We start from the raw sequence: 20,355 nt of genomic DNA on the forward strand, positions 1-20,355 counted from the left end.
TGAGTTCGCAAACCCCCCGTCTCTGAATTGGAGAACTGCTGATGACTGCGCCCAACCCGTCTTCCCTTGTGGCCCCAATCCGGGTGCCGGCCGGGACGACGGCGGGGACCGCGGTACGCGAGGCAGGTCTGCCGGGCAAGGGCGACGACGCCATCGTCGTCGTGCGCGTGGACGGTGCGCTGAAGGACCTGTCCTGGACCCCGGAGGCCGATACGGACGTGGAGCCGGTCGCGGCCAATACCGAGGACGGTCGCAGCGTTATCCGGCACTCGGCCGCGCATGTGCTGGCACAGGCCGTGCAAGACCTGTTCCCGGAGGCCAAACTCGGTATCGGCCCGCCGATCACCGATGGCTTCTACTACGACTTCGGGATCGATCACGCCTTCACCCCCGAGGATCTGGCTGCCCTCGAGAAGAAGATGAAGCAGATCATCAAGGAGGGGCAACGCTTTTCGCGCCGGGTTTACGCTTCGGTGGAAGAGGCTCAGGCCGAGCTGGCCAATGAGCCGTTCAAGCTGGAGCTCGTCTCCGATAAGTCGGGCGCCGACGACCCTGAGGTCATGGAGGTCGGCGGCGACGAGCTGTCCGCCTACGACAACCTGAATCCCCGTACCGGGGAACGGGAATGGTTCGACCTGTGTCGCGGCCCGCACATTCCCACCACCAAGCACATCCCGGCGTTCCGGCTGACCCGCAGTTCGGCGGCCTACTGGCGCGGCAATCAGGCCAATGCCAGCATGCAGCGCGTCTACGGCACCGCCTGGGAATCCCAGGAAGCCCTCGACAAGCATCTCGAACTGCTGGAAGAGGCGCTGCGACGCGACCACCGCAAGCTCGGTGTGGAGCTCGACCTCTTCAGCTTCCCCGACGAAATCGGTTCTGGCCTTCCGGTTTTCCACCCCAAGGGTGGCATCATCCGCAAGGAGCTGGAGGACTACTCGCGCGCCAAGCACACGGCCGCCGGGTACGAATTCGTCAACACCCCGCACATCACCAAGGAGAACCTGTACCAGACCTCCGGACACCTGGACTGGTACTCCGACGGCATGTTCCCCCCGATGCACATCGACGCCGAGCTCAACGACGACGGCACCGTGCGCAAGCCGGGGCAGAACTACTACCTCAAGCCCATGAACTGCCCCATGCACCATCTGATCTACCGGGCTCGGGGCCGTTCATACCGTGAATTGCCGTTGCGGCTCTTCGAATTCGGATCGGTGTACCGGTACGAGAAATCCGGCGTGGTGCACGGCCTGACCCGTGTGCGCGGCATGACGCAGGACGACGCACATATCTACACCACCCGGGAGCAGATGCACGAAGAGCTGACCTCCCTGCTGCGGTTTGTGCTGGACCTGCTGTCCGACTACGGGCTCGACGACTTCTACCTGGAGCTGTCCACCAAGGACGAGACGAAGTTCGTTGGCTCCGACGAGGTCTGGGAAGAGTCCACCAAGACCTTGGAGCAGGTGGCGCGCGATTCCGGCCTGCAGCTCGTCCCCGACCCGGGTGGCGCGGCCTTCTACGGCCCCAAGATCTCGGTGCAGGCCAAGGACGCGCTGGGCAGGTCCTGGCAGATGTCGACCATCCAGCTCGACTTCAACATGCCCGAGCGGTTCGAGCTCGAGTACACCGCGGCTGACGGAACGCGTCAGCGCCCGGTACTCATTCACCGTGCGTTGTTCGGGTCCATCGAGCGCTTCTTCGGTGTGCTCACCGAGCACTACGCGGGCGCCTTCCCGGTCTGGCTGTCCCCAGTGCAGGCCGTCGGCATCCCGATCGCCGATGCCCACGCGCCGTACCTGAGCGACATTGTCGCGCAGCTCAGATCGCAGGGTATTCGGGCAGAGGTCGATACCAGCGATGACCGGATGAACAAGAAGATCGTCAACCACACCAATCAGCGGGTGCCGTTCCTGCTGCTGGCCGGTGACCGCGATGTGGAGGCGGGCGCTGTCAGCTTCCGATTCCGTGACCGCACGCAGGTCAACGGAGTGCCGCGCGATGAGGCCGTCGCCGCCATCGTCGACTGGGTGAACAGGCGCGAGAACGTTTCTCCCACTGCCGAACTCATGAAGTTGGGGACCCGTGACTGACGAGGACTCGACCATCATCGACCGGGGCGTGGGCGACCCTGACCATCTGCAGCGGCTGTGGACACCGCACCGGATGACCTATCTGGTCGAGGCGGTGAAATCGAGTGGGGCGGAGTCCGCTCCGTTCACTGACATCCCCGAAATGGCCGATGAAGACGGGCTGGTGGTTGCGCGCGGGGACCATGTGTACGCCGTGCTCAATCTGTACCCGTACAACCCGGGCCATCTGATGGTGGTGCCCTACCGGCAGGTTGCCGAGCTCGAAGACCTCACCGAGGACGAGAGCCGGGAGCTGATGGCATTCACCCAGAAGGCGATTCGGGTGATCAAGAAGGTATCCCGTCCACATGGTTTCAACGTGGGGCTGAACCTGGGCACCGCAGCGGGCGGATCGCTGGCCGAGCATCTGCATCAGCATGTGGTGCCGCGCTGGGGTGGCGACGCCAATTTCATCACCATCATCGGCGACTCCAAGGTGCTGCCGCAGCTGTTGCGGGACACCCGCGAACTACTCGCCAGTGCCTGGGAGCAGTTGCCATGAGCGCGATCCTGTCCCGGGAGACGTTCGCGAAGATCATCAATCCGTTGGCCAACGCGGTGCTGCGTGCGGGATTCACCCCCGACACCGTCACCATCTTCGGGACGGCGGCGACGGTTGTCGCGGCGCTCACCTTGTTCCCGACGGGCCACCTGTTCTGGGGCGGCATCGCAGTCTGGCTGTTCACGATGTTCGACATGCTCGACGGGGCGATGGCACGGGCCCGCGGCGGTGGCACCCGGTTCGGTGCGGTGCTCGACGCGACATGTGATCGGGTGGCCGATGGTGCGATATTCGCCGGATTGCTCTGGTGGGCCGCATTCGGCTGGGGATCAACATCTTTGGTTGTTGCCACGCTGATCTGCATGATCACCTCACAGGTGATCTCGTATGTGAAGGCGCGGGCCGAGGCCTCCGGATTGCGGGCCGACGGCGGGCTGATCGAACGCCCCGAACGGCTCATCATCGTGCTCGCCGGAGCGATATTCGGCGGTGGTTTTGGAGTGCAGTGGCCGTTACATACCGCGATGTGGGTACTGGCGATCGCGAGCCTGGTGACAGTGGCCCAACGGATGCATGCGGTGCGCACATCTCCGGGTGCTTCTGATCTGTTGCCCAATTCCGATGCCGGACAGGACACCGCGGAGAAGAATCAGTCATGAGTGTGTGGGGCGAACGCGCTGCCGATTGGGGCTATGCCGCAGGCTGGAACCTGACTCAGGTGACACCGGATCTCCTCGCTCGAGCCATATTCGATGTCGGTGCCATGGTGGGTGCGCGCAACGGTGGGCCCGAGCAACTGCGCAAGAACCTCGCCCGGGTGCTCGGCGTGCATCCTCGCGAGGTGCCCGACCGGCTGATGATCGACTCGATGCGTTCCTACGCGCGCTACTGGCGCGAAGCGTTCCGCCTGCCTTCGCAGAACATGGAACGGCTTGCCGGCCGCCTGGACAGCTGCGCGTTCGGGCGCCGGAACATCGACGCATCCCAGGAGAACGGCAAGGGCACAGTGATCGCCCTGCCGCACAGTGGCAACTGGGACATGGCCGGTGTCTGGCTGGCCCAGACCTACGGCACTTTCACCACCGTCGCGGAGCGTCTGAAACCTGAATCGCTATACCGCCGATTCCTGGACTACCGGGAAACCCTTGGCTTCGAGGTGCTTGCTTCGAGTGGCGACTCCACCGGGCCCTACGAGACCCTGGCGGCGCGGCTGCGGGAAAACCGTGTCGTCTGCCTGATGGCCGATCGCGATCTGAGCCGGAACGGTGTTCCCGTCAACTTCTTCGGCGCGGAGGCCCGGATGCCCGCTGGGCCGGCCCGCCTGGCGATCGAGACCGGAGCGCGCCTGCTGCCGGCGCACTGCTGGTTCGAGCCACATGGTCAATGGGGAGTACGGATCCAAGAGCCCATCGACACCTCGGCAGGCGATGTCGCAGTGGCCACGCAGGCACTCGCCGACGAATTCGCCGCCAACATCGCCGAGCGCCCGGCGGACTGGCACATGCTGCAACCCCTGTGGCTCGACGATCTGTCCGAAGAACGCCGCACCCGGCTGCGGACGTCGCCATCTCAGACCCCTTCCGCGGCGGAGCCGGCGCCTGGTCGCGAGACGGAAATTGATGATCGGGCAGCCCCCAGGGAGACGGACTCCGTTGGTGGGCAGGCGTAATGCGCATCGGGATGGTCTGTCCGTACTCCTTTGATGTACCGGGCGGCGTCCAGTCCCATGTGGTGCAGTTGGCCGAGGTCATGAGGGATCGCGGCCACCATGTCAGTCTGCTCGCACCGTCCTCATCAGACCTGGAGCTGCCAGAGTTCGTGGTCTCCGGCGGCAAGGCAGTTCCGATTCCGTACAACGGCTCGGTGGCGCGGCTGCGATTTGGCCCGGCCACCTACGCCAAGACCAGACGCTGGCTGGTCGACGGCGACTTCGATGTGTTGCATCTGCATGAGCCGAACGCGCCGAGCCTGTCCATGTTGGCGCTCATGGTGGCGGAGGGTCCGATCGTCGCCACCTTTCACACTTCCACCACGAAGTCGTTGACTCTGAGCGTCTTTCAGGCGGTGCTGCGCCCTTGGCACGAGAAGATCGTCGGCCGGATCGCCGTCTCCGAGCTGGCCCGGCGCTGGCAGATGGAGGCGCTCGGCTCTGATGCGGTCGAGATTCCCAACGGCGTCGACGTCCGATCCTTTTCCGGCGCACCCATGCTGGAGGGCTATCCGAGAGCGGGCAAGACGGTGCTGTTCCTGGGCCGTTACGACGAGCCGCGTAAGGGTATGGACGTGTTGATGGGGGCTTTACCGAAGATCGCGGCCAGCTTCGCCGATGTGGAGATCTTGATCGTCGGCCGTGGAGATGAAGCCGAATTGCGCGCGCAGGCAGGACCGTTGGCGAAACATCTGCGGTTCCTCGGTCAGGTGGACGATGCCACCAAGGCCTCGGCGATGCACAGCGCCGACGTCTACTGCGCCCCCAACATCGGCGGCGAGAGTTTCGGCATCGTGTTGGTGGAGGCCATGGCGGCCGGGACTGCGGTGGTCGCCAGCTCGCTGGACGCCTTCCGCCGGGTGCTTCTGGACGGCTCGGCGGGCCGGTTGACGCCCACGGGTGATTCGGATGCCCTGGCGGCGACCATTATCGATGTGCTCGGCGACGATGAGGGCCGCGCGAAGCTGGTGGCGGCGGGTACCGACGCGGTCCAGCGATACGACTGGTCGGTGGTTGCGCAGCAGATCATGCTCGTCTACGAGACCGTGACCGCCTCCGGCGCGCGAGTAAAGGTCGACAGTTGGTGACCTTCTCGGCGCTGACCGTCATCGTCATCGCCCTCATCGGCGCGCTGGTCGCGCTGGGCCTGCTGTGGGCCTATCTCGTGGCCAATCGGTTGGACCGGCTGCATGTGCGTAGCGATTTGTCTTGGCAGTCCCTCGACGCCGCACTGGCGCGCCGCGCCGTCGTGGCGCGGGCGGTGGGCGACGCGCTCAAGGACGAACAACTCATCAAACTCGCGGCGAAGGCCGAGCGAGCTGATCGCGACCGGCGTGAGTACGCGGAGAACCAGCTGGCCTCGGCGCTATCGACCGTCGACGCGGAGCGGTTGCGCCCCGCGCTGGTGGCCGAGCTCGCTGATGCGGAGACGCGAGTGCTGATCGCGCGGCGCTTCCACAACGACGCCGTGCGCGACACCCTGGCTCTCCGGGTACGCCGTCCGGTGCGTTGGCTGCGTCTGGGCGGAACCGCGCCGATGCCAACGTATTTCGAAATCATCGACCGTCAGGGTGCGGGCACCGAGGATCCGGCACTGGCCAACTTCCGTACTTCGGCGCGGATCATCCTGCTGGACGAGGATGGCCGGGTGCTGCTGCTGCGCGGTTTCGATCCCGCCGCGCCGAGCCCCGCGGTGCACTGGTGGTTCACCGTTGGCGGCCAGACCTTGCCGGGGGAGAAGCTGTCCGACGGCGCGGTGCGCGAGCTGGTTGAGGAGACCGGCTTATCGGTTCCCTCTGGGCGCCTCGTGGGCCCGCTGTGGCGTCGGGTCGCCGTCTTCGACTTCAACGGCACCACCATTCGCTCCGAGGAATTGTTCTTCGTGCACCGCACCAAGAGGTTCGAACCGGCGACGGATGGTCGCACCAACCTGGAGCAGCGCTACATCACCGGCCACCGCTGGTGCGATGCCGAAGAGATCGCCGCGCTGACGGCCTCGGGGGAGCAGGTTTTCCCGAATCAGCTAGGAGAGCTGCTCGGGGAGGCCGCTAGCGCGGCCGATGCGGTGGCCACCGGCGGGCGCCGCGAGCCGATCCTGATCGGGTGAGCCCAGTCACCGCACCTCCCGCGACAAAATCGCTGGTGCGGCGGCATTAGACTGGTCTGAGAACCCGAACATCCAGGAGCCCCCAGTTGACTAGCACGACCAATGGAACGTCCCCCGAGACCGGAACCGGTACCGCTCGCGTCAAGCGCGGTATGGCCGAGATGCTCAAGGGTGGCGTCATCATGGACGTTGTCACCCCCGATCAGGCGAAGATCGCTGAAGACGCCGGAGCCGTTGCCGTCATGGCACTGGAGCGCGTCCCCGCCGACATCCGCGCCCAAGGTGGCGTGTCTCGCATGAGTGATCCGGACATGATCGACGGCATCATCAGCGCCGTCAGCGTGCCCGTCATGGCCAAGGCCCGCATCGGGCACTTTGTCGAGGCGCAGATCCTGCAGGGCCTGGGCGTGGACTACATCGACGAGTCGGAGGTGCTGACCCCCGCCGACTACACCAACCACATCGACAAGTGGAAGTTCACCGTGCCGTTCGTGTGCGGTGCCACCAACCTGGGCGAGGCGTTGCGCCGCATTACCGAGGGTGCGGCGATGATCCGCTCCAAGGGTGAGGCCGGCACCGGTGACGTGTCCAACGCGACCACGCACATGCGCAAGATCGGTGGCGAGATCCGTCGGCTCACCTCGCTGTCCGAGGACGAGTTGTACGTTGCTGCAAAGGAACTGCAGGCGCCCTATGAGCTGGTAGTCGAGGTGGCTCGCGCCGGCAAGCTTCCGGTCACGCTGTTCACCGCCGGCGGTATCGCCACTCCGGCGGACGCCGCGATGATGATGCAGCTGGGTGCCGAGGGTGTGTTCGTCGGCTCCGGAATCTTCAAGTCCGGCAACCCGGAGCAGCGGGCCGCTGCGATCGTGAAGGCCACCACCTTCTACGACGACCCGGACGTGCTCGCCAAGGTGTCGCGCGGTCTGGGTGAGGCAATGGTCGGCATCAACGTGGAGGACATCGCGCAGCCGCATCGGCTCGCCGAGCGCGGCTGGTAAAACCATCTGATGGCCGATATCGAAGAGATCCTGACGCTTGAGCAGCTCGAAAAGGACATCTTCCGAGGCAACGTGACCCCCAGCAGCCTGCGCCGTACCTTCGGCGGTCAGGTCGCTGGGCAGTCGTTGGTCTCGGCGGTTCGCACCGTGGAGCCGCACTACCTTGTCCATTCCCTGCACGGGTACTTCCTGCGACCGGGAAATCCCAACGAGCCCACCGTGTTTCTCGTCGACCGGGTGCGTGACGGCCGTTCGTTCGTGACCCGTCGCGTTACCGCGATTCAGGGTGGGCAGGCAATCTTCAGCATGTCGGCGTCATTTCAGACCCTGGACACCGGCATCGAGCATCAGGACCTGATGCCACCGGTGCCCGCACCCGAGGACCTGCCGGATGTGCAGGACGCGGAGGGGTCGTTCAGTCACGACCTGTTCCGGCAGTTCGCCGAATGGGACATCCGGATCGTTCCCGACGAGCTGATGGACCGGAATCCTCGGCTGGCCGCGCAGCAGCGGGTGTGGTTCCGCTGCCGCAAGCAGCTTCCCGACGACCCGGTCCTGCACATCTGTGCGCTCGCCTACATGAGCGACCTGACGCTGTTGAGTTCGTCCAAGGTGCCGCACCGGGACGCCGTGCTGCAGACCGCGTCCCTGGATCATGCGCTGTGGTTTCTGCGGCCATTCCGCGCCGATGAATGGCTGCTGTACGACGAGACATCGCCGTCGGCGGGATACGGACGGGCGCTGACGCAGGGCCGGATCTTCGATCGCGAGGGCCGGATGGTCGCGGCGGTGGTGCAAGAGGGGCTTACCCGGTACGAGCGCAACCCGGACGAGGCGTCGATCGCCAAGGGGAACATGGCGTGAGCCCGCTGGTTGGCGTGCTGGCATTGCAGGGCGATGTCAGGGAACATGTTGCCGCCCTGAAAGATTCGGGTGCCGACGCGCTCGGCGTGCGTCGTGCCGAGGAGCTCTCGAAGGTGGACGGGCTGGTCATCCCCGGCGGGGAGTCCACCACGATGAGCAACTTGCTGCGCGTGTTCGAGCTGCTGGATCCGCTCTCCGAGCGTCTGCGGGACGGGCTGCCGGTCTATGGCTCGTGCGCAGGCATGATCCTGCTCGCCAGCGAGATACTCGACACCCGTCCGGATGCGGTGGCGCTCGGCGCCATCGATATGACGGTGCGGCGCAATGCTTTCGGGCGCCAGGTGGATTCGTTCGAGGGCGACTTGGATTTCACCGGGCTTGACGGCGGACTGCACGCGGTGTTCATCAGGGCACCGTGGGTGGAGCGGGTGGGCGCCGACGTCGAGGTGCTGGCCATTGCGCAGGGGCATCCGGTCGCGGTGCGGCAGGGGAGTGCGTTGGCGACGTCGTTTCACCCCGAAGTCACCGGGGACCGGCGGGTGCACCAGCTCTTTGTCGACATGGTGCGTGCTTCCTGATCGCGATGATGTGTGCCCGGCTACGAGCGACAAGCTAGTCCGGACTCGCCGCGGCGGGGTGATTTGTCGCTCAGAGGTGGGCACTAGCGGGTGATGCGTCCGGCAGGCCGGCGACATCTACGCGCTATGAATCACCAGCGCATCATGGGCATCGGCCGCAGCGGGTGCTTGAGCGTCCACTTTCCGGCCGTTCGCACCAAGAATCCGTGAAAACCGCCGTACGGCAAGGCCTCTACGACCTCGCGCACATCGGCGCGTTCCAGGCCGGTCCAGGCGTAGAACCCGTGGAAGGCGTCAATCCGGTCACCCAATCGAAAAGTCTCGACCCAGAGATCGTCCGCTGATCTGAGCTTGTGGTGATCGGCCACCATCGTTGTGGTGCGACTGGCATCGTCTATTCCGAACTCCGGTGCCAGCTGTTCGGCGAGGGCCACCGACGGATCGAGGTAGTCCCAGGTGCCGGCCGTCCAGATGCCGATATCGTGCGTGGCCCACGCCAACGCGATTTCGGGTGGCGCCGTCGTCATGCCGAGAAGACGCAGCTGGTAGTTCATGCCCCGATACAGATGATTGCGGTAATCGGTGAGGCTGTCACCGATGGTCGACGCGTACCGGTCCAGGACGGTGTCGACAATCGGGTCGGCTACCAGGACAGTCATGTGATTCACCCTAGGTGCGCGAGTACACTCGGGCAGCGCAGAAGTGCGACAGAACCTAGAGAAAGTAGTACAGGGGTACATGAGCGGCCATTCCAAGTGGGCCACCACCAAGCATCAGAAGGCCGTCAAAGACGCGCGCCGTGGCAAAGAGTTCGCCAAGCTGATCAAGAACATCGAGGTCGCCGCGCGTACCGGCGGCGGAGATCCGGCTGGCAACCCGACGCTCTATGACGCCATCCAGAAGGCCAAGAAGACGTCGGTGCCCAACGACAACATCGAGCGGGCCCGCAAGCGCGGCGCCGGCGAAGAGGCTGGCGGCGCCGACTGGCAGACCATCATGTACGAGGGCTATGGCCCCAATGGTGTTGCCGTGCTTGTCGAATGCTTGACCGATAACCGCAACCGCGCCGCCGGCGAGGTTCGGGTCGCGATGACCCGCAACGGTGGCAGCATGGCCGACCCGGGTTCGGTGTCCTACCTGTTCTCCCGCAAGGGCATGATCACCCTGGAAAAGGGCAGTCTGTCCGAGGACGACGTGCTCACGGCCGTCCTGGAGGCGGGCGCCGAAGAGGTCAACGACCTAGGCGAGACCTTCGAGGTCGTCTCCGAGCCCACCGACTTGGTCGCGGTCCGTCAGGCGCTGCAAGAGGCCGGGATCGACTACGACTCGGCCGAGGCCAGCTTCCAGCCATCGATGAGCGTGCCCGTCGACGTCGACACTGCCCGCAAGGTGTTCAAGCTGGTCGACGCACTGGAAGACAGCGACGACGTGCAGAACGTCTACACCAACGTGGACCTATCGGACGAGGTGCTGGCCGAGCTCGACGAGGGCTGACCGGCGGCCCATACGGCCAACGTCACCACTGCGGTGGTGACCAGTACGGCACCGATGGTGTCGGTGAGGTAGTGATACCCACAGGCGACTTGGCCTAGCAGCCCGAGCGTGCTGACAATCCCGGCCACGATGTACGCCCATAGGGCTCCACCGGCGACCAGCACCAGCATCCCCATCACGGCGACCACGAAGGTGGTGTGGCCGCTGGGGTAGGCGAGATAGCCGCCCTTCTCGCGGCCGACGAGCATCTTGGTGCCCTGAGTGGTCCAATTCGCCACGAACGGGCAGGCCAGCGCCACCGCAGCGACCCGCCAACGCCGCCGATACAGCTCGAACGCGACGCACACCACGAGCACCGGAACGAGAAACACCCAGTCGGTGAAGAACAGCAGCCAGCGTGGCTGCACTCCGAATACGAGCTGCGTCCCGTGGAAAAACCAGACGTCAAAGGGCGTTGAGCCCTTACCGACGGAGAACCCGAGCACCAGCATCGCGAGGACGCCAAGGGGCGGCCACCACTGAATCGTCTTTTCGCTGGGCAGTTTTCCGACAGACACGCCGACGACAGTAATAGGCCGAGGACTTCGACTTCGAATCGCGCTGGATGGCGGGAATCAAACGCCAGGAAGCGGCGTTACTGTGATGTCAACGACTGTTGGTCAACAAGTGTTGACAGCAATGTCAACTGGGCGTACATCTAGGACATCCACGAATGATGGGAGGCCGGTCATGGCCACACAAACAGTCGCCCCGGCGCCTGAATCGACAAGCCTGTGGCGCACCGCGCGCGCGGTTCTCGCGCTGCCATTCACCGTGACGGTGCTGATTCCGCTGGTGATTCTCTACGGAACGGGCATCCAGGTGCCGTCATGGATGTCGGATGAGATGTCGATGACGGCGACGGTGATCGGGACCTTGCTGGTCGCTGCCGGCCTGTTCCTGGTGACCCGCACTGTCATGCTCTTCCACCAGATGGGCAAGGGTTCGCTGGCGCCCTTCGACCCGCCGGTTCACCTTGTCGTGCGCGGCCCGTACCGCTACGTACGTAACCCGATGATCACCGGAGTCATCGCCATCCTGCTGGGTGAGGCGTTCGCGGTGAACTCTGTCGGCTTGCTGATCTATGCAGCCGTTTTCGTGACCATCAACGCCGTGTACTTTCCGCTGGTGGAGGAGCGCGGCCTATTGAAGAGGTTCGGCCGCGACTACGCCGAGTACTCGCAGCACGTACCGCGCTGGGTACCCCGGCTGCGCCCGTGGACGCAGCCCGAGCGCGCGAGCTAGGGCGCTTCGCAGTCGCAGTCACAATCCAGGTAGGCCTGGATTGTCGGTGCGATCAAGTCGATGATCTGTTCGTGCGTCATCTCGGGCACGTTCCCGAGGCGGATCACGTATCGGCACATCGCCAGGCCGATCATCTGAGTGCCGATCAGCGCCGCGCGTTCCATGGCGCGATCCGCCGTTAACGCCTCGATCGCAGGCACCATCTGACTGCTGAAGATCTCGGCCATCCGTGCGCGCGCCGTCTCATGCGACACTGCCGCGCGCAGTAGGGCGACCATGGTGTCGTCGGCCTCCCATTTGGCGAGGAAGTGCTCGACGAGGGCTGCCCCCAGCTCGGGACGCGGAATCTCGGCAAGATTCTCGGGCAGGTGAATATCGAAGTCGGCGGCGGCCGCGAAGAGCTTGCCCTTGTTGCCGTAGTACCGCATGACCAGGGACGGGTCGATACCCGCCGTCGCCGCGATGGCCCGTATGGTTGCCTTCTCGTACCCGACGCTGGCGAAGTGCTCCTGAGCAGCCTCAAGGATGGCCGCACGGGTGGCGTCCGATCGCCGAGGTTCGGTGGACATGGCCTGAGCTTAGGCCAACGGATGTTGACATTTGCAGAGCCCTCGCGTGTTGCTATCCGGAATGGGCAAGCCTCCTGGATATGCTGATCGAACAACTGTTCTACGGCGAGAGGGCTGGCGCGTGCGAGTAATGGGAGTCGACCCGGGTCTTACCCGGTGCGGTCTGTCCATGGTCGAGGCCTCCTCGGGTCGCAAGGTGGTGGCGCTGGACGTCGACGTAGTCCGTACTCCGGCCAATCAGCCCTTGCCGCAACGACTTCTGGCGATCAGTCAGGTTGTCGAACACTGGATGGACACGCACCGTCCCGACGTGATCGCCATCGAGCGCGTCTTCGCTCAGCAGAACGTTTCCACCGTGATGGGCACCGCCCAAGCGGGCGGAGTGATCGCACTTTGTGCTGCCAAGCGGGGGATTGAGGTGTATTTCCACACCCCGTCGGAGGTCAAGGCCGCCGTCACCGGCAACGGGCGCGCAGATAAATCCCAAGTGACCGCAATGGTCACGCGCATCCTGCAGCTGCAGACGGCGCCGAAGCCCGCTGATGCGGCCGACGCGTTGGCCCTGGCAATCTGTCACTGCTGGCGTGCGCCCATGCTGGCGAGAATGGCGAAGGCGGAAGCCGCGGCGGAAGAGCAGCGGAAGGCCTTCGCGGCCCGATTGAAGGCGGTATCCCGGTGATTGCTTCGGTCAATGGCGAGGCCATCGACATCGCACTCGATCATGTGGTGATCGAGGCCGCCGGCGTCGGATACCGCGTCAATGCCACCCCGGCCACACTGTCGACGCTGCGGCGCGGCACCCAGGTACGGCTGATCACGGCGATGATCGTCCGCGAAGATTCGATGACGTTGTACGGCTTCACCGACACCGATGCCCGCGATCTGTTCCTGACGCTGCTGGGTGTCTCCGGTGTGGGGCCCAAGATCGCGATGGCCACACTCGCGGTCTACGACGCGCCGACCTTGCGCCAGGCGCTGGCCGATGGCGATGTCAATGCACTGACCAGGGTTCCCGGGATCGGCAAGCGTGGTGCCGAGCGCTTGGTGCTGGAACTGCGCGAGAAGGTGGCCGCGACCCCGAGTGGAACCACCGAGCTGGGGCGCGGCACAGCATCGCTGGTGCGTACACAGGTCGTCGACGCGCTTATCGGCCTCGGGTTCGCCGCGAAGCAAGCCGAACAGGCCACCGATACCGTTCTGGCTCAAGATAATTCCGACGGAGATACCTCGACCGTGCTGCGGTCGGCGCTGACGCTACTGGGCAAGACGCGATGACCAGCTTCGACGAGTTTGACGGCGAAGAGGACGATTTCGATGCCGGCCCCGAGATGTCCGGCGCGCTCACGGTCGGCGAGAACGACATCGATGCCGGGCTCAGACCCAAGTCGCTGCGGGAGTTCATCGGTCAGCCACGGGTGCGTGAGCAGCTGGAGCTCGTGCTGTCCGGCGCCAAGAATCGCGGCGGCACCCCGGATCACATTCTGTTGTCCGGTCCACCCGGACTCGGCAAAACCTCCCTGGCGATGATCATCGCGGGCGAGTTGGGCTCCTCGCTGCGGGTGACCTCGGGTCCGGCATTGGAGCGCGCGGGCGATCTGGCGGCGATGCTGAGCAACCTCGTCGAACACGATGTGTTGTTCATCGATGAGATTCACCGCATCGCGCGGCCCGCTGAGGAAATGCTGTATCTGGCGATGGAGGACTTCCGCGTCGACATCGTCGTCGGCAAGGGGCCCGGCGCGACCTCGATACCCCTGGAAGTGGCGCCGTTCACGCTGGTCGGTGCGACCACCCGATCCGGGTCGCTGACCGGGCCATTGCGTGACCGGTTCGGGTTCACCGCCCACATGGACTTCTACGAGCCCGATGAACTCGAACTTGTGCTGGCTCGATCGGCGGGAATCCTCGGCATCGAGCTCGGAGCCGACGCAGGTGTGGAGATCGCCCGGCGCTCACGCGGCACCCCACGTATCGCCAATCGGTTGCTGCGCCGGGTCCGTGACTACGCGGAAGTGCGGGCAGACGGTGTCATCACCGTGGATGTAGCCAAGTCCGCCCTGGCCGTCTACGACGTCGACGAGCTGGGGCTGGACCGCCTGGACCGGGCGGTGCTCACGGCGCTGACACGCAGTTTCGGCGGCGGCCCGGTGGGCGTGTCGACATTGGCGGTAGCGGTCGGGGAGGAATCGACCACAGTGGAAGAGGTGTGTGAGCCGTTCCTGGTGCGTGCCGGGATGCTGGCCCGGACGCCGCGCGGACGTGTGGCGACAGCATTGGCGTGGACACATCTGGGTCTTACCCCGCCGCCGCAGGTGCTGGGACACGCCGGGCTGTTCGATTGACGGGACGCTTGAGTCCAGGACGCGCAGGTCCGGGGTTCGCGTCGATTCCACAGAGTCGGATGGCACACTGGTGACTTGTCGCGTGCTCGTTTCACGCAGACCGTGCTTGAACTCGTGAAGACCCAACGGAAAGAATCCCGAAAGCCGCCATGGAATCGATCATCGTCTTTTTGCCGCTCATCCTCGTTATGGGCGCGTTCCTTTTCTTCGCGAACCGGCGGCAGCGCAAGGCTCTGGACGCCACCATCGAGCTGCACGAGTCCCTGGCAATCGGCGACCGGGTGCACACCACCTCCGGTCTGCAGGGCACTATCGCCGCAGTCACCGACGACACCGTCGATCTGGAGATCGCTCCGGGTGTTGTGACGCGCTGGATGAAGCTCGCGGTCCGCGACAAGATCGTTGATGAGGCCGAGGACACCGATGACACCGCTGAGGAGGCGTCGCGCGACGTCGAGAGCACCGGGGTCGAGCTGACCAAGGAGTAGCGGCTTTCACCTTTGCTCAACCCTGAACGCCTCCCGACCCGCCCTCGACAAGCAAGGAGACCGGACACGTGGCCTCGCCATCGGCCCCTGTGCATCCCGCGCGTTATCTAGCTGCCTTCCTGGTGCTGCTGATCGGCGCCTACCTGCTGGTCTTCCTGACCGGCGACAAGCACGCTAAGCCCAAGCTCGGTATCGACCTGCAGGGTGGAACCCGCGTCACCCTGACGGCACGCACCCCTGACGGTTCCAAGCCGACCAGGGAAGCGTTGACTCAGGCACAGCAGATCATCAATGCGCGCGTCAACGGCCTCGGTGTCTCCGGATCCGAGGTCATCATCGACGGCGACAACCTCGTCATCACGGTGCCCGGTAACGACGGCAGCGAGGCCCGCAACCTCGGTCAGACCGCCAAGCTCTACATCCGGCCTGTCGTCCAGATGGTGCCGGCGCAGCCCAAGGAGAATCCCCAGGCCGGAGCGCCCCAGGGCGGCCCGCCCGGCGCTGGGCAAGAGGCGACGCCCCCGGAGCCCGGTGCGGGAAAGCCGGCACCCGCCGCGCCTTCGCCGAAACCGCAGCCGCGGCCCTATCCGGCGCAAACCACCACGCCGCCGCCACCGCCACCCGCTCCGGCGACGCAGCCCGCGACGCCGAATGCCCCACCGCCCGCTGCTCCGGCCACCGATCTGCCGCCGAAACCGGGCAGCGGTGAGGAACGCAAGCAGCTGATCGACTTCGAGAAGCAGATCAGGCAGAGCGACGATCCGCGGATTCAGATGCTGGCGCTTCAGGTTCAGTCATCGCGTTGCTATGACCTTGACGACCCGCTCGCGGGCAATGACGATCCGAACCTTCCGTTGGTCACCTGTGGCGATGACAGTCAGGGCGGAAAGGCCGCCTATCTGCTGGACAAGGCGATCATCAGCGGCGAGGAGATCAAGGACGCCAGCTCGGGACTTGACCAGCAGCGCGGCATCTACGTGGTGAGCATGGAGTTCAAGCCCACCGGAGCCAAGGTCTGGGCGGAGTACACCTCTGCGCATTGGCAGCAGGGCACCCAGACCGCGTTCACGTTGGACTCCAAGGTGATCAGTGCGCCAGCCATCCGCGAGCCCATCCCGGGCGGCAAGACCGAAATCAGCGGGCAGTTCACCTCCGACTCGGCCAAGCAGCTTGCCGCGGCCCTCAAGTACGGTTCGCTGCCGCTGTCCTTCGAGTCCTCCGACGCCGAAACAGTTTCGGCCACACTCGGATTGACCTCGCTCAAGGCCGGCCTGATCGCGGGCGCCATTGGATTGGCGATCGTGTTGCTGTACTCGCTGATCTACTACCGTGTGCTCGGCATCCTGACCGCGCTGTCCTTGGTGGCCTCGGGCGCCATGGTGTTCGCCATCCTGGTCCTGCTGGGTAGATACATCTCATACACCTTGGATCTGGCCGGTATCGCCGGTCTGATCATCGGCATCGGCACCACCGCGGACTCCTTCGTGGTGTTCTTCGAGCGCATCAAAGATGAGATACGAGAAGGTCGTTCGTATCGTTCGGCGGTGCCCCGAGGTTGGGCTCGCGCCCGCAAGACGATCCTGTCGGGTAACGCGGTGACCTTGCTGGCCGCCGTGGTGCTGTACGCACTCGCCATCGGGCAGGTGAAGGGCTTCGCGTTCACTCTCGGACTCACCACCATCCTCGACGTGGTGGTGGTGTTCCTGGTGACGTGGCCGCTTGTCTACCTGTCCTCCAAGTCCGCGACCCTCTCCAAGCCCGCGTACAACGGGCTCGGAGCGGTCCAGCAGATTGCCCGCGAACGTAAGGCGGCGGCACACGCATGAGCACCAGCAACGACACCGTGAGCAACGGCAACGGCACCGAGAGCGCCGCCAAGGAACCCACGTCCACTGCGGTTGAAACCGGCAGTGCGGCACCAGAACACGGATTCTTCTACCGTCTGTACACCGGAACCGGTGCGGTCGACGTCGTCGGCAAGCGCACGCTGTGGTTCGGGATCAGCGGCGCGTTCATGGTTGTCGCGATCTTGTCCATCGCGATCAAGGGATTCGTCTTCGGTATCGATTTCGAGGGCGGCACCAAGGTGTCGTTCCCGAAGGGCGAGGCCACGGTTCAGCAGACCGAGGACGTCTTCAGTCAGACACTAGGCCGCGATGCCGAGTCGATCGTCGTCACCGGAACCGGTGACTCGGCCTCTATTCAGATTCGCACCGAGACGCTCGACAACGACGAATCGGCAAAGCTCCACAAGGCGCTCTTCGACAGGTTCGCGCCCAAGGGATCTGACGGCAAGCCGTCCATCAACGCCATCAGTGATTCGGCGGTGTCGGAGACCTGGGGCGGGCAGATCACCAACAAGGCGCTGTGGGCGCTGGGCGTGTTCCTGGTGCTGTCCGGTATCTACATCGCCGTGCGCTACGAGCGCTACATGGCGCTGGCGGCCTTGGCCGCACTGGTCTTCGACCTGCTGGTTACCGCGGGCGTGTACTCACTGGTGGGCTTCGAGGTCACCCCGGCCACGGTGATCGGCCTGCTCACCATCCTCGGATTCTCCTTGTACGACACCGTGATCGTGTTCGACAAGGTCGAGGAAAACACGCACGGGTTCCAGCACACGTCGCGGCGGACCTTCGCCGAGCATGCCAACCTGGCCGTGAACCAGACCTTCATGCGCTCGATCAACACCAGCCTCATCTCGGTGATCCCGGTGCTCTCGCTCATCGTGGTGGCCATCTGGCTGCTGGGTGTGGGCACGCTGAAGGACCTTGCGCTGGTTCAGCTTGTCGGCATCCTGGTGGGCACGTACTCGTCGATCTTCTTCGCGACCCCGCTGCTGGTGGCACTGCGTGAGCGCACGGAGCTGGTGGCGAGCCATACCAAGAAGGTGCTGAGTCGCCGCAAGCCCGACGCCACGCCCCTGGCAGAGACCGGTTCGGGAACCAAGGCCGTCAAGGCGGCGACATCGGGGGCATCCGATGCCGCCACGACCGGGGTACGCCCCGCCAAACCCAAGCCCGGTGCCCGCCCTCAAGGTAAGCGAAACGTTCGGCGGCGCTGATGGTTTCACGAGGCCCAGCACGGACCGGAGCAGGACGGATCGCGCGAATCGGCGCCATCGCGACCACGATGGTGCTCGCGGCGGGGTTGTTGACCTCATGTTGGACCTCGGCGGCAAAAACGCTCGACTATGCCGTCGATGGCCGCTTGACGACGTACAACGTCAACAGTGTCGCGGGGAACGCGTCAGCCGGGGCGCAGGCATTCAATCGCGTACTCACCGGGTTTGGCTTCCACGGTCCTGACGGCCAGGTCATCGCTGACCACGACTTCGGCACCGTCGAGGTCGTCGGCCGTATCCCATTGGTGCTCGACTACACCATCAATGAGAAGGCCGTCTATTCCGACGGCAAGCCAGTGACCTGTGAAGACATGGTGCTGTCCTGGTTCGCGCAATCCGGCAGGCTGCCCGATTTTGACGCGGCCAGCACGGCGGGATACGCCGATATCTCCACCATCGATTGCAAGTCGGGGCAGAAGACCGCGCGTGTCACCTTCGCCCCGGATCGCGCCTTCACCGACTGGACCCAGCTATTCGCCGCCACAACGATGTTGCCGTGGCATGTGATCGCCGACAAGGTCGGTGGGGGTATTGACCTGATCGGTGCCATCGCCGCCAATGACGTTCCGGCGCTGCAGAAGATCGCCGATTTTTGGAACAACCAGTGGAACTTCGGTTCGGATCTGGATCTCTCGAAGTTCCCGTCATCAGGGCCATACAAGTTCGACGGGTACAACGAGGACGGATCGGTCGTGCTTGTCGCCAATGACAAGTGGTGGGGTAGTCCTCCGGTGACCAAGCGGGTCACGGTGTGGCCCAGCGGGATCGATGTGCAAAAACGGCTATCCGACGGCGATCTGGAGGTTGTCGACGTCGCAGCCGGATCGGCCGGGACTCTTACCGCCCCTGACGGATTCGTGCGCACCGAGGAACCCGGTTCGGGCGTGGAGCAACTGATCTTCGGTGCCGGCGGGTCTGTTGGGGCGCCCGATGTGCGCCGTGCGGTCGCGTTGTGCACACCACGTGACGCCATCGCGGGAATCGCCGGAGTACCGGTGATGAACGCCCGGCTGGATACCAGCATCGGAGACTCGTTCGCCTCGGTGGAGGCTGCGGCTGAGGCGGGACGATTCATGCGTTCGGACCCGGTCGCGGCCCGTGCCGCGGTGGCCAACCGTCCGTTGACCGTCCGGGTGGGATATCAGGCGCCCAACCCGCGCCGTGCGGCAATCGTGTCGGCGATGGCGCAGGCCTGTGCGGCCGCCGGGATCACCGTGCAGGACGTCAGTTCGCCCGAGGTTGGGCCACACTCGTTGCGGGACAATCAAGTTGACGCGCTACTTAGCTCGATCGGCGGAGCTCCTGGCAGCGGTTCGACGGGTTCATGGCTCATGGATGCGTACGCCCTGCGGTCGCGCGAGGGCAAGAACCCCGCGAACTATGCCAACGGTCAGATAGACGGGATCATCGCCGCGCTGGCGGTGACCACCAACGCCAGGGACCAGAGCCGGCTGCTCGGCGATGCGTCGGCCATCCTGTGGAACGACCTGCCGACCCTGCCGCTGTACCGGCAGCCACGCGTGCTGATCGCACCGAAGTCGATGTACGCCGCTACACCGAGCGTCACCCGGTGGGGCGCGGGCTGGAACATGGATCGTTGGGTGTTGCCGGCGTGACATCTTCGGACGCTGTCACAGCGCTCATCGACAGGCTGACTCGTAAGGTCCCCGACTTTCCCGAGCCCGGGGTGCAGTTCAAGGACTTGACGCCGCTGTTCGCGGACGCCGAGGGCCTCTCACGGGTCACCGATGCGTTGGGGGAGGCGTCGGCAGGGGCCACGCTGATCGCGGGGATCGATGCGCGCGGCTTCCTATTGGGGGCCGCCGTGGCGATCCGGCTCGGCGTAGGTGTGCTGGCCGTGCGGAAGGCAGGAAAGCTGCCGCCACCAGTGCATGCTCAGACCTATCAACTCGAGTACGGCACCGCGGCGCTGGAGATTCCCGCCGAAGGAGTGGATCTGACCGGTCATCGCGTGGCGATCATCGACGATGTGCTGGCCACCGGGGGAACACTGGCGGCGACCATCAAACTGTTGCGTGCCGCGGGTGCGGACGTGATCAGCGCGGGTGTAGTTCTGGAACTGTCCGATCTGGCCGGTCGTGCGGCCGTGGCGCCGCTGCCATTAACTGCGCTGCGTGTGATCTGAGGGATAATCTAGGCGG

21 protein-coding genes and 1 pseudogene are annotated in these 20,355 nt (G+C 64.9%); 19 read left to right on the plus strand and 3 right to left on the minus strand.

Going from position 1 to position 20,355, the window contains the following annotated elements:
* Positions 1-41: 41 nt before the first annotated feature.
* The 9 genes from thrS (at position 42) to pdxT (ending at position 8,895) form a co-directional block, all read left to right on the plus strand.
* A complete protein-coding gene (thrS, locus tag B4394_RS15850) occupies positions 42-2,096 on the plus strand; it encodes a threonine--tRNA ligase (protein WP_078310806.1) in 2,055 nt (684 codons plus the stop codon).
* The gene (locus B4394_RS15855; protein WP_078310803.1) at positions 2,089-2,637 is read left to right on the plus strand and encodes an ATP adenylyltransferase; all 549 of its coding nucleotides are present in this window, start codon (positions 2,089-2,091) and stop codon (positions 2,635-2,637) included. The genes thrS and B4394_RS15855 overlap by 8 nt, the downstream gene beginning before the upstream one ends.
* A complete protein-coding gene (gene pgsA / locus B4394_RS15860; RefSeq protein WP_078310800.1) occupies positions 2,634-3,296 on the plus strand; it encodes a phosphatidylinositol phosphate synthase in 663 nt (220 codons plus the stop codon). Before B4394_RS15855 ends, pgsA begins: the two co-directional genes overlap by 4 nt.
* A complete protein-coding gene (locus B4394_RS15865; protein WP_078310798.1) occupies positions 3,293-4,306 on the plus strand; it encodes a phosphatidylinositol mannoside acyltransferase in 1,014 nt (337 codons plus the stop codon). The genes pgsA and B4394_RS15865 overlap by 4 nt, the downstream gene beginning before the upstream one ends.
* Positions 4,306-5,433 carry a glycosyltransferase family 4 protein gene (locus B4394_RS15870; protein ID WP_078310796.1) on the plus strand — a complete coding sequence of 376 codons (1,128 nt, stop codon included), beginning with the start codon at positions 4,306-4,308 and terminating at the stop codon, positions 5,431-5,433. The genes B4394_RS15865 and B4394_RS15870 overlap by 1 nt, the downstream gene beginning before the upstream one ends.
* Positions 5,430-6,452 (plus strand): NUDIX hydrolase, encoded by a 1,023-nt coding sequence (locus B4394_RS15875; protein WP_078310794.1) that lies wholly within the window; start codon positions 5,430-5,432, stop codon positions 6,450-6,452. The genes B4394_RS15870 and B4394_RS15875 overlap by 4 nt, the downstream gene beginning before the upstream one ends.
* Positions 6,453-6,538: 86 nt before the next feature.
* Positions 6,539-7,453 (plus strand): pyridoxal 5'-phosphate synthase lyase subunit PdxS, encoded by a 915-nt coding sequence (gene pdxS / locus B4394_RS15880; RefSeq protein ID WP_078315640.1) that lies wholly within the window; start codon positions 6,539-6,541, stop codon positions 7,451-7,453.
* Positions 7,454-7,462: 9 nt separating this feature from the next.
* The gene (locus tag B4394_RS15885; protein WP_078315641.1) at positions 7,463-8,317 is read left to right on the plus strand and encodes an acyl-CoA thioesterase; all 855 of its coding nucleotides are present in this window, start codon (positions 7,463-7,465) and stop codon (positions 8,315-8,317) included.
* Positions 8,314-8,895: a pyridoxal 5'-phosphate synthase glutaminase subunit PdxT gene (pdxT, locus tag B4394_RS15890; protein ID WP_078310785.1), complete on the plus strand. Its 582-nt coding sequence runs from the start codon at positions 8,314-8,316 to the stop codon at positions 8,893-8,895. The genes B4394_RS15885 and pdxT overlap by 4 nt, the downstream gene beginning before the upstream one ends.
* Before the next feature lie 131 nt (positions 8,896-9,026).
* Here the strand turns inward: pdxT and B4394_RS15895 are convergent, their stop codons facing one another.
* A complete protein-coding gene (locus B4394_RS15895; RefSeq protein WP_078310781.1) occupies positions 9,027-9,554 on the minus strand; it encodes a hypothetical protein in 528 nt (175 codons plus the stop codon).
* A 79-nt stretch (positions 9,555-9,633) separates the two neighbouring features.
* On the opposite strand from B4394_RS15895, the gene B4394_RS15900 reads away from it, so the two are divergent.
* On the plus strand, positions 9,634-10,389 hold the full coding sequence (locus B4394_RS15900) for a YebC/PmpR family DNA-binding transcriptional regulator (protein ID WP_078310775.1): 756 nt from the start codon (positions 9,634-9,636) through the stop codon (positions 10,387-10,389).
* On the opposite strand, the gene B4394_RS15905 is transcribed toward B4394_RS15900, so the two are convergent.
* On the minus strand, positions 10,335-10,946 hold the full coding sequence (locus B4394_RS15905) for a phosphatase PAP2 family protein (RefSeq protein ID WP_139360232.1): 612 nt from the start codon (positions 10,944-10,946) through the stop codon (positions 10,335-10,337). The genes B4394_RS15900 and B4394_RS15905 overlap by 55 nt on opposite strands.
* A 172-nt stretch (positions 10,947-11,118) precedes the next feature.
* Between B4394_RS15905 and B4394_RS15910 the strand changes: the two are divergent.
* Positions 11,119-11,580, plus strand: a pseudogene (locus B4394_RS15910) (methyltransferase family protein); the annotation flags it as partial.
* 89 nt (positions 11,581-11,669) lie between these two features.
* Here the strand turns inward: B4394_RS15910 and B4394_RS15915 are convergent.
* Positions 11,670-12,242, minus strand: coding sequence for a TetR/AcrR family transcriptional regulator (locus tag B4394_RS15915; RefSeq protein ID WP_078310768.1), 573 nt, complete (start codon positions 12,240-12,242; stop codon positions 11,670-11,672).
* A 121-nt stretch (positions 12,243-12,363) separates the two neighbouring features.
* Between B4394_RS15915 and ruvC the strand changes: the two genes are divergently transcribed.
* The 8 genes from ruvC to B4394_RS15955 all read left to right on the plus strand — a co-directional run bounded on the left by ruvC (position 12,364) and on the right by B4394_RS15955 (position 20,339).
* Positions 12,364-12,921: a crossover junction endodeoxyribonuclease RuvC gene (gene ruvC, locus B4394_RS15920; protein WP_078310766.1), complete on the plus strand. Its 558-nt coding sequence runs from the start codon at positions 12,364-12,366 to the stop codon at positions 12,919-12,921.
* The gene (gene ruvA / locus B4394_RS15925; RefSeq protein WP_078310764.1) at positions 12,918-13,517 is read left to right on the plus strand and encodes a Holliday junction branch migration protein RuvA; all 600 of its coding nucleotides are present in this window, start codon (positions 12,918-12,920) and stop codon (positions 13,515-13,517) included. Before ruvC ends, ruvA begins: the two co-directional genes overlap by 4 nt.
* A 53-nt stretch (positions 13,518-13,570) precedes the next feature.
* Positions 13,571-14,584 (plus strand): Holliday junction branch migration DNA helicase RuvB, encoded by a 1,014-nt coding sequence (gene ruvB / locus B4394_RS15930; RefSeq protein ID WP_078310886.1) that lies wholly within the window; start codon positions 13,571-13,573, stop codon positions 14,582-14,584.
* A 149-nt stretch (positions 14,585-14,733) separates the two neighbouring features.
* Positions 14,734-15,072, plus strand: a complete 339-nt coding sequence (gene yajC, locus B4394_RS15935) for a preprotein translocase subunit YajC (protein WP_078310761.1) — start codon at positions 14,734-14,736, stop codon at positions 15,070-15,072.
* 68 nt (positions 15,073-15,140) lie between these two features.
* Positions 15,141-16,898, plus strand: coding sequence for a protein translocase subunit SecD (gene secD, locus B4394_RS15940; protein WP_078310759.1), 1,758 nt, complete (start codon positions 15,141-15,143; stop codon positions 16,896-16,898).
* Positions 16,899-16,915: 17 nt separating this feature from the next.
* Complete coding sequence (secF, locus tag B4394_RS15945) at positions 16,916-18,133, plus strand: protein translocase subunit SecF (RefSeq protein ID WP_078315694.1); 1,218 nt, start codon at positions 16,916-16,918, stop codon at positions 18,131-18,133.
* Positions 18,133-19,809, plus strand: a complete 1,677-nt coding sequence (locus B4394_RS15950; RefSeq protein WP_078310757.1) for an ABC transporter substrate-binding protein — start codon at positions 18,133-18,135, stop codon at positions 19,807-19,809. Before secF ends, B4394_RS15950 begins: the two co-directional genes overlap by 1 nt.
* On the plus strand, positions 19,806-20,339 hold the full coding sequence (locus tag B4394_RS15955) for an adenine phosphoribosyltransferase (protein WP_078310884.1): 534 nt from the start codon (positions 19,806-19,808) through the stop codon (positions 20,337-20,339). The genes B4394_RS15950 and B4394_RS15955 overlap by 4 nt, the downstream gene beginning before the upstream one ends.
* The last annotated feature ends 16 nt before the right edge of the window (positions 20,340-20,355 follow it).

Source organism: Mycobacterium sp. D16Q16, assembly GCF_002013745.1.
Lineage (GTDB): Bacteria > Actinomycetota > Actinomycetes > Mycobacteriales > Mycobacteriaceae > Mycobacterium.

What these genes read in the sequence shown, in the direction of transcription:
- thrS (WP_078310806.1), top strand. Translation starts at nt 42, where the DNA reads ATGACTGCGCCCAACCCGTCTTCCCTTGTGGCCCCAATCCGGGTGCCG.
- pgsA (WP_078310800.1), top strand. Translation starts at nt 2,634, where the DNA reads ATGAGCGCGATCCTGTCCCGGGAGACGTTCGCGAAGATCATCAATCCG.
- B4394_RS15865 (WP_078310798.1), top strand. Translation starts at nt 3,293, where the DNA reads ATGAGTGTGTGGGGCGAACGCGCTGCCGATTGGGGCTATGCCGCAGGC.
- B4394_RS15870 (WP_078310796.1), top strand. Translation starts at nt 4,306, where the DNA reads ATGCGCATCGGGATGGTCTGTCCGTACTCCTTTGATGTACCGGGCGGC.
- B4394_RS15885 (WP_078315641.1), top strand. Translation starts at nt 7,463, where the DNA reads ATGGCCGATATCGAAGAGATCCTGACGCTTGAGCAGCTCGAAAAGGAC.
- B4394_RS15895 (WP_078310781.1), bottom strand. Translation starts at nt 9,554, where the DNA reads ATGACTGTCCTGGTAGCCGACCCGATTGTCGACACCGTCCTGGACCGG.
- B4394_RS15900 (WP_078310775.1), top strand. Translation starts at nt 9,634, where the DNA reads ATGAGCGGCCATTCCAAGTGGGCCACCACCAAGCATCAGAAGGCCGTC.
- B4394_RS15915 (WP_078310768.1), bottom strand. Translation starts at nt 12,242, where the DNA reads ATGTCCACCGAACCTCGGCGATCGGACGCCACCCGTGCGGCCATCCTT.
- ruvB (WP_078310886.1), top strand. Translation starts at nt 13,571, where the DNA reads ATGTCCGGCGCGCTCACGGTCGGCGAGAACGACATCGATGCCGGGCTC.
- yajC (WP_078310761.1), top strand. Translation starts at nt 14,734, where the DNA reads ATGGAATCGATCATCGTCTTTTTGCCGCTCATCCTCGTTATGGGCGCG.
- B4394_RS15950 (WP_078310757.1), top strand. Translation starts at nt 18,133, where the DNA reads ATGGTTTCACGAGGCCCAGCACGGACCGGAGCAGGACGGATCGCGCGA.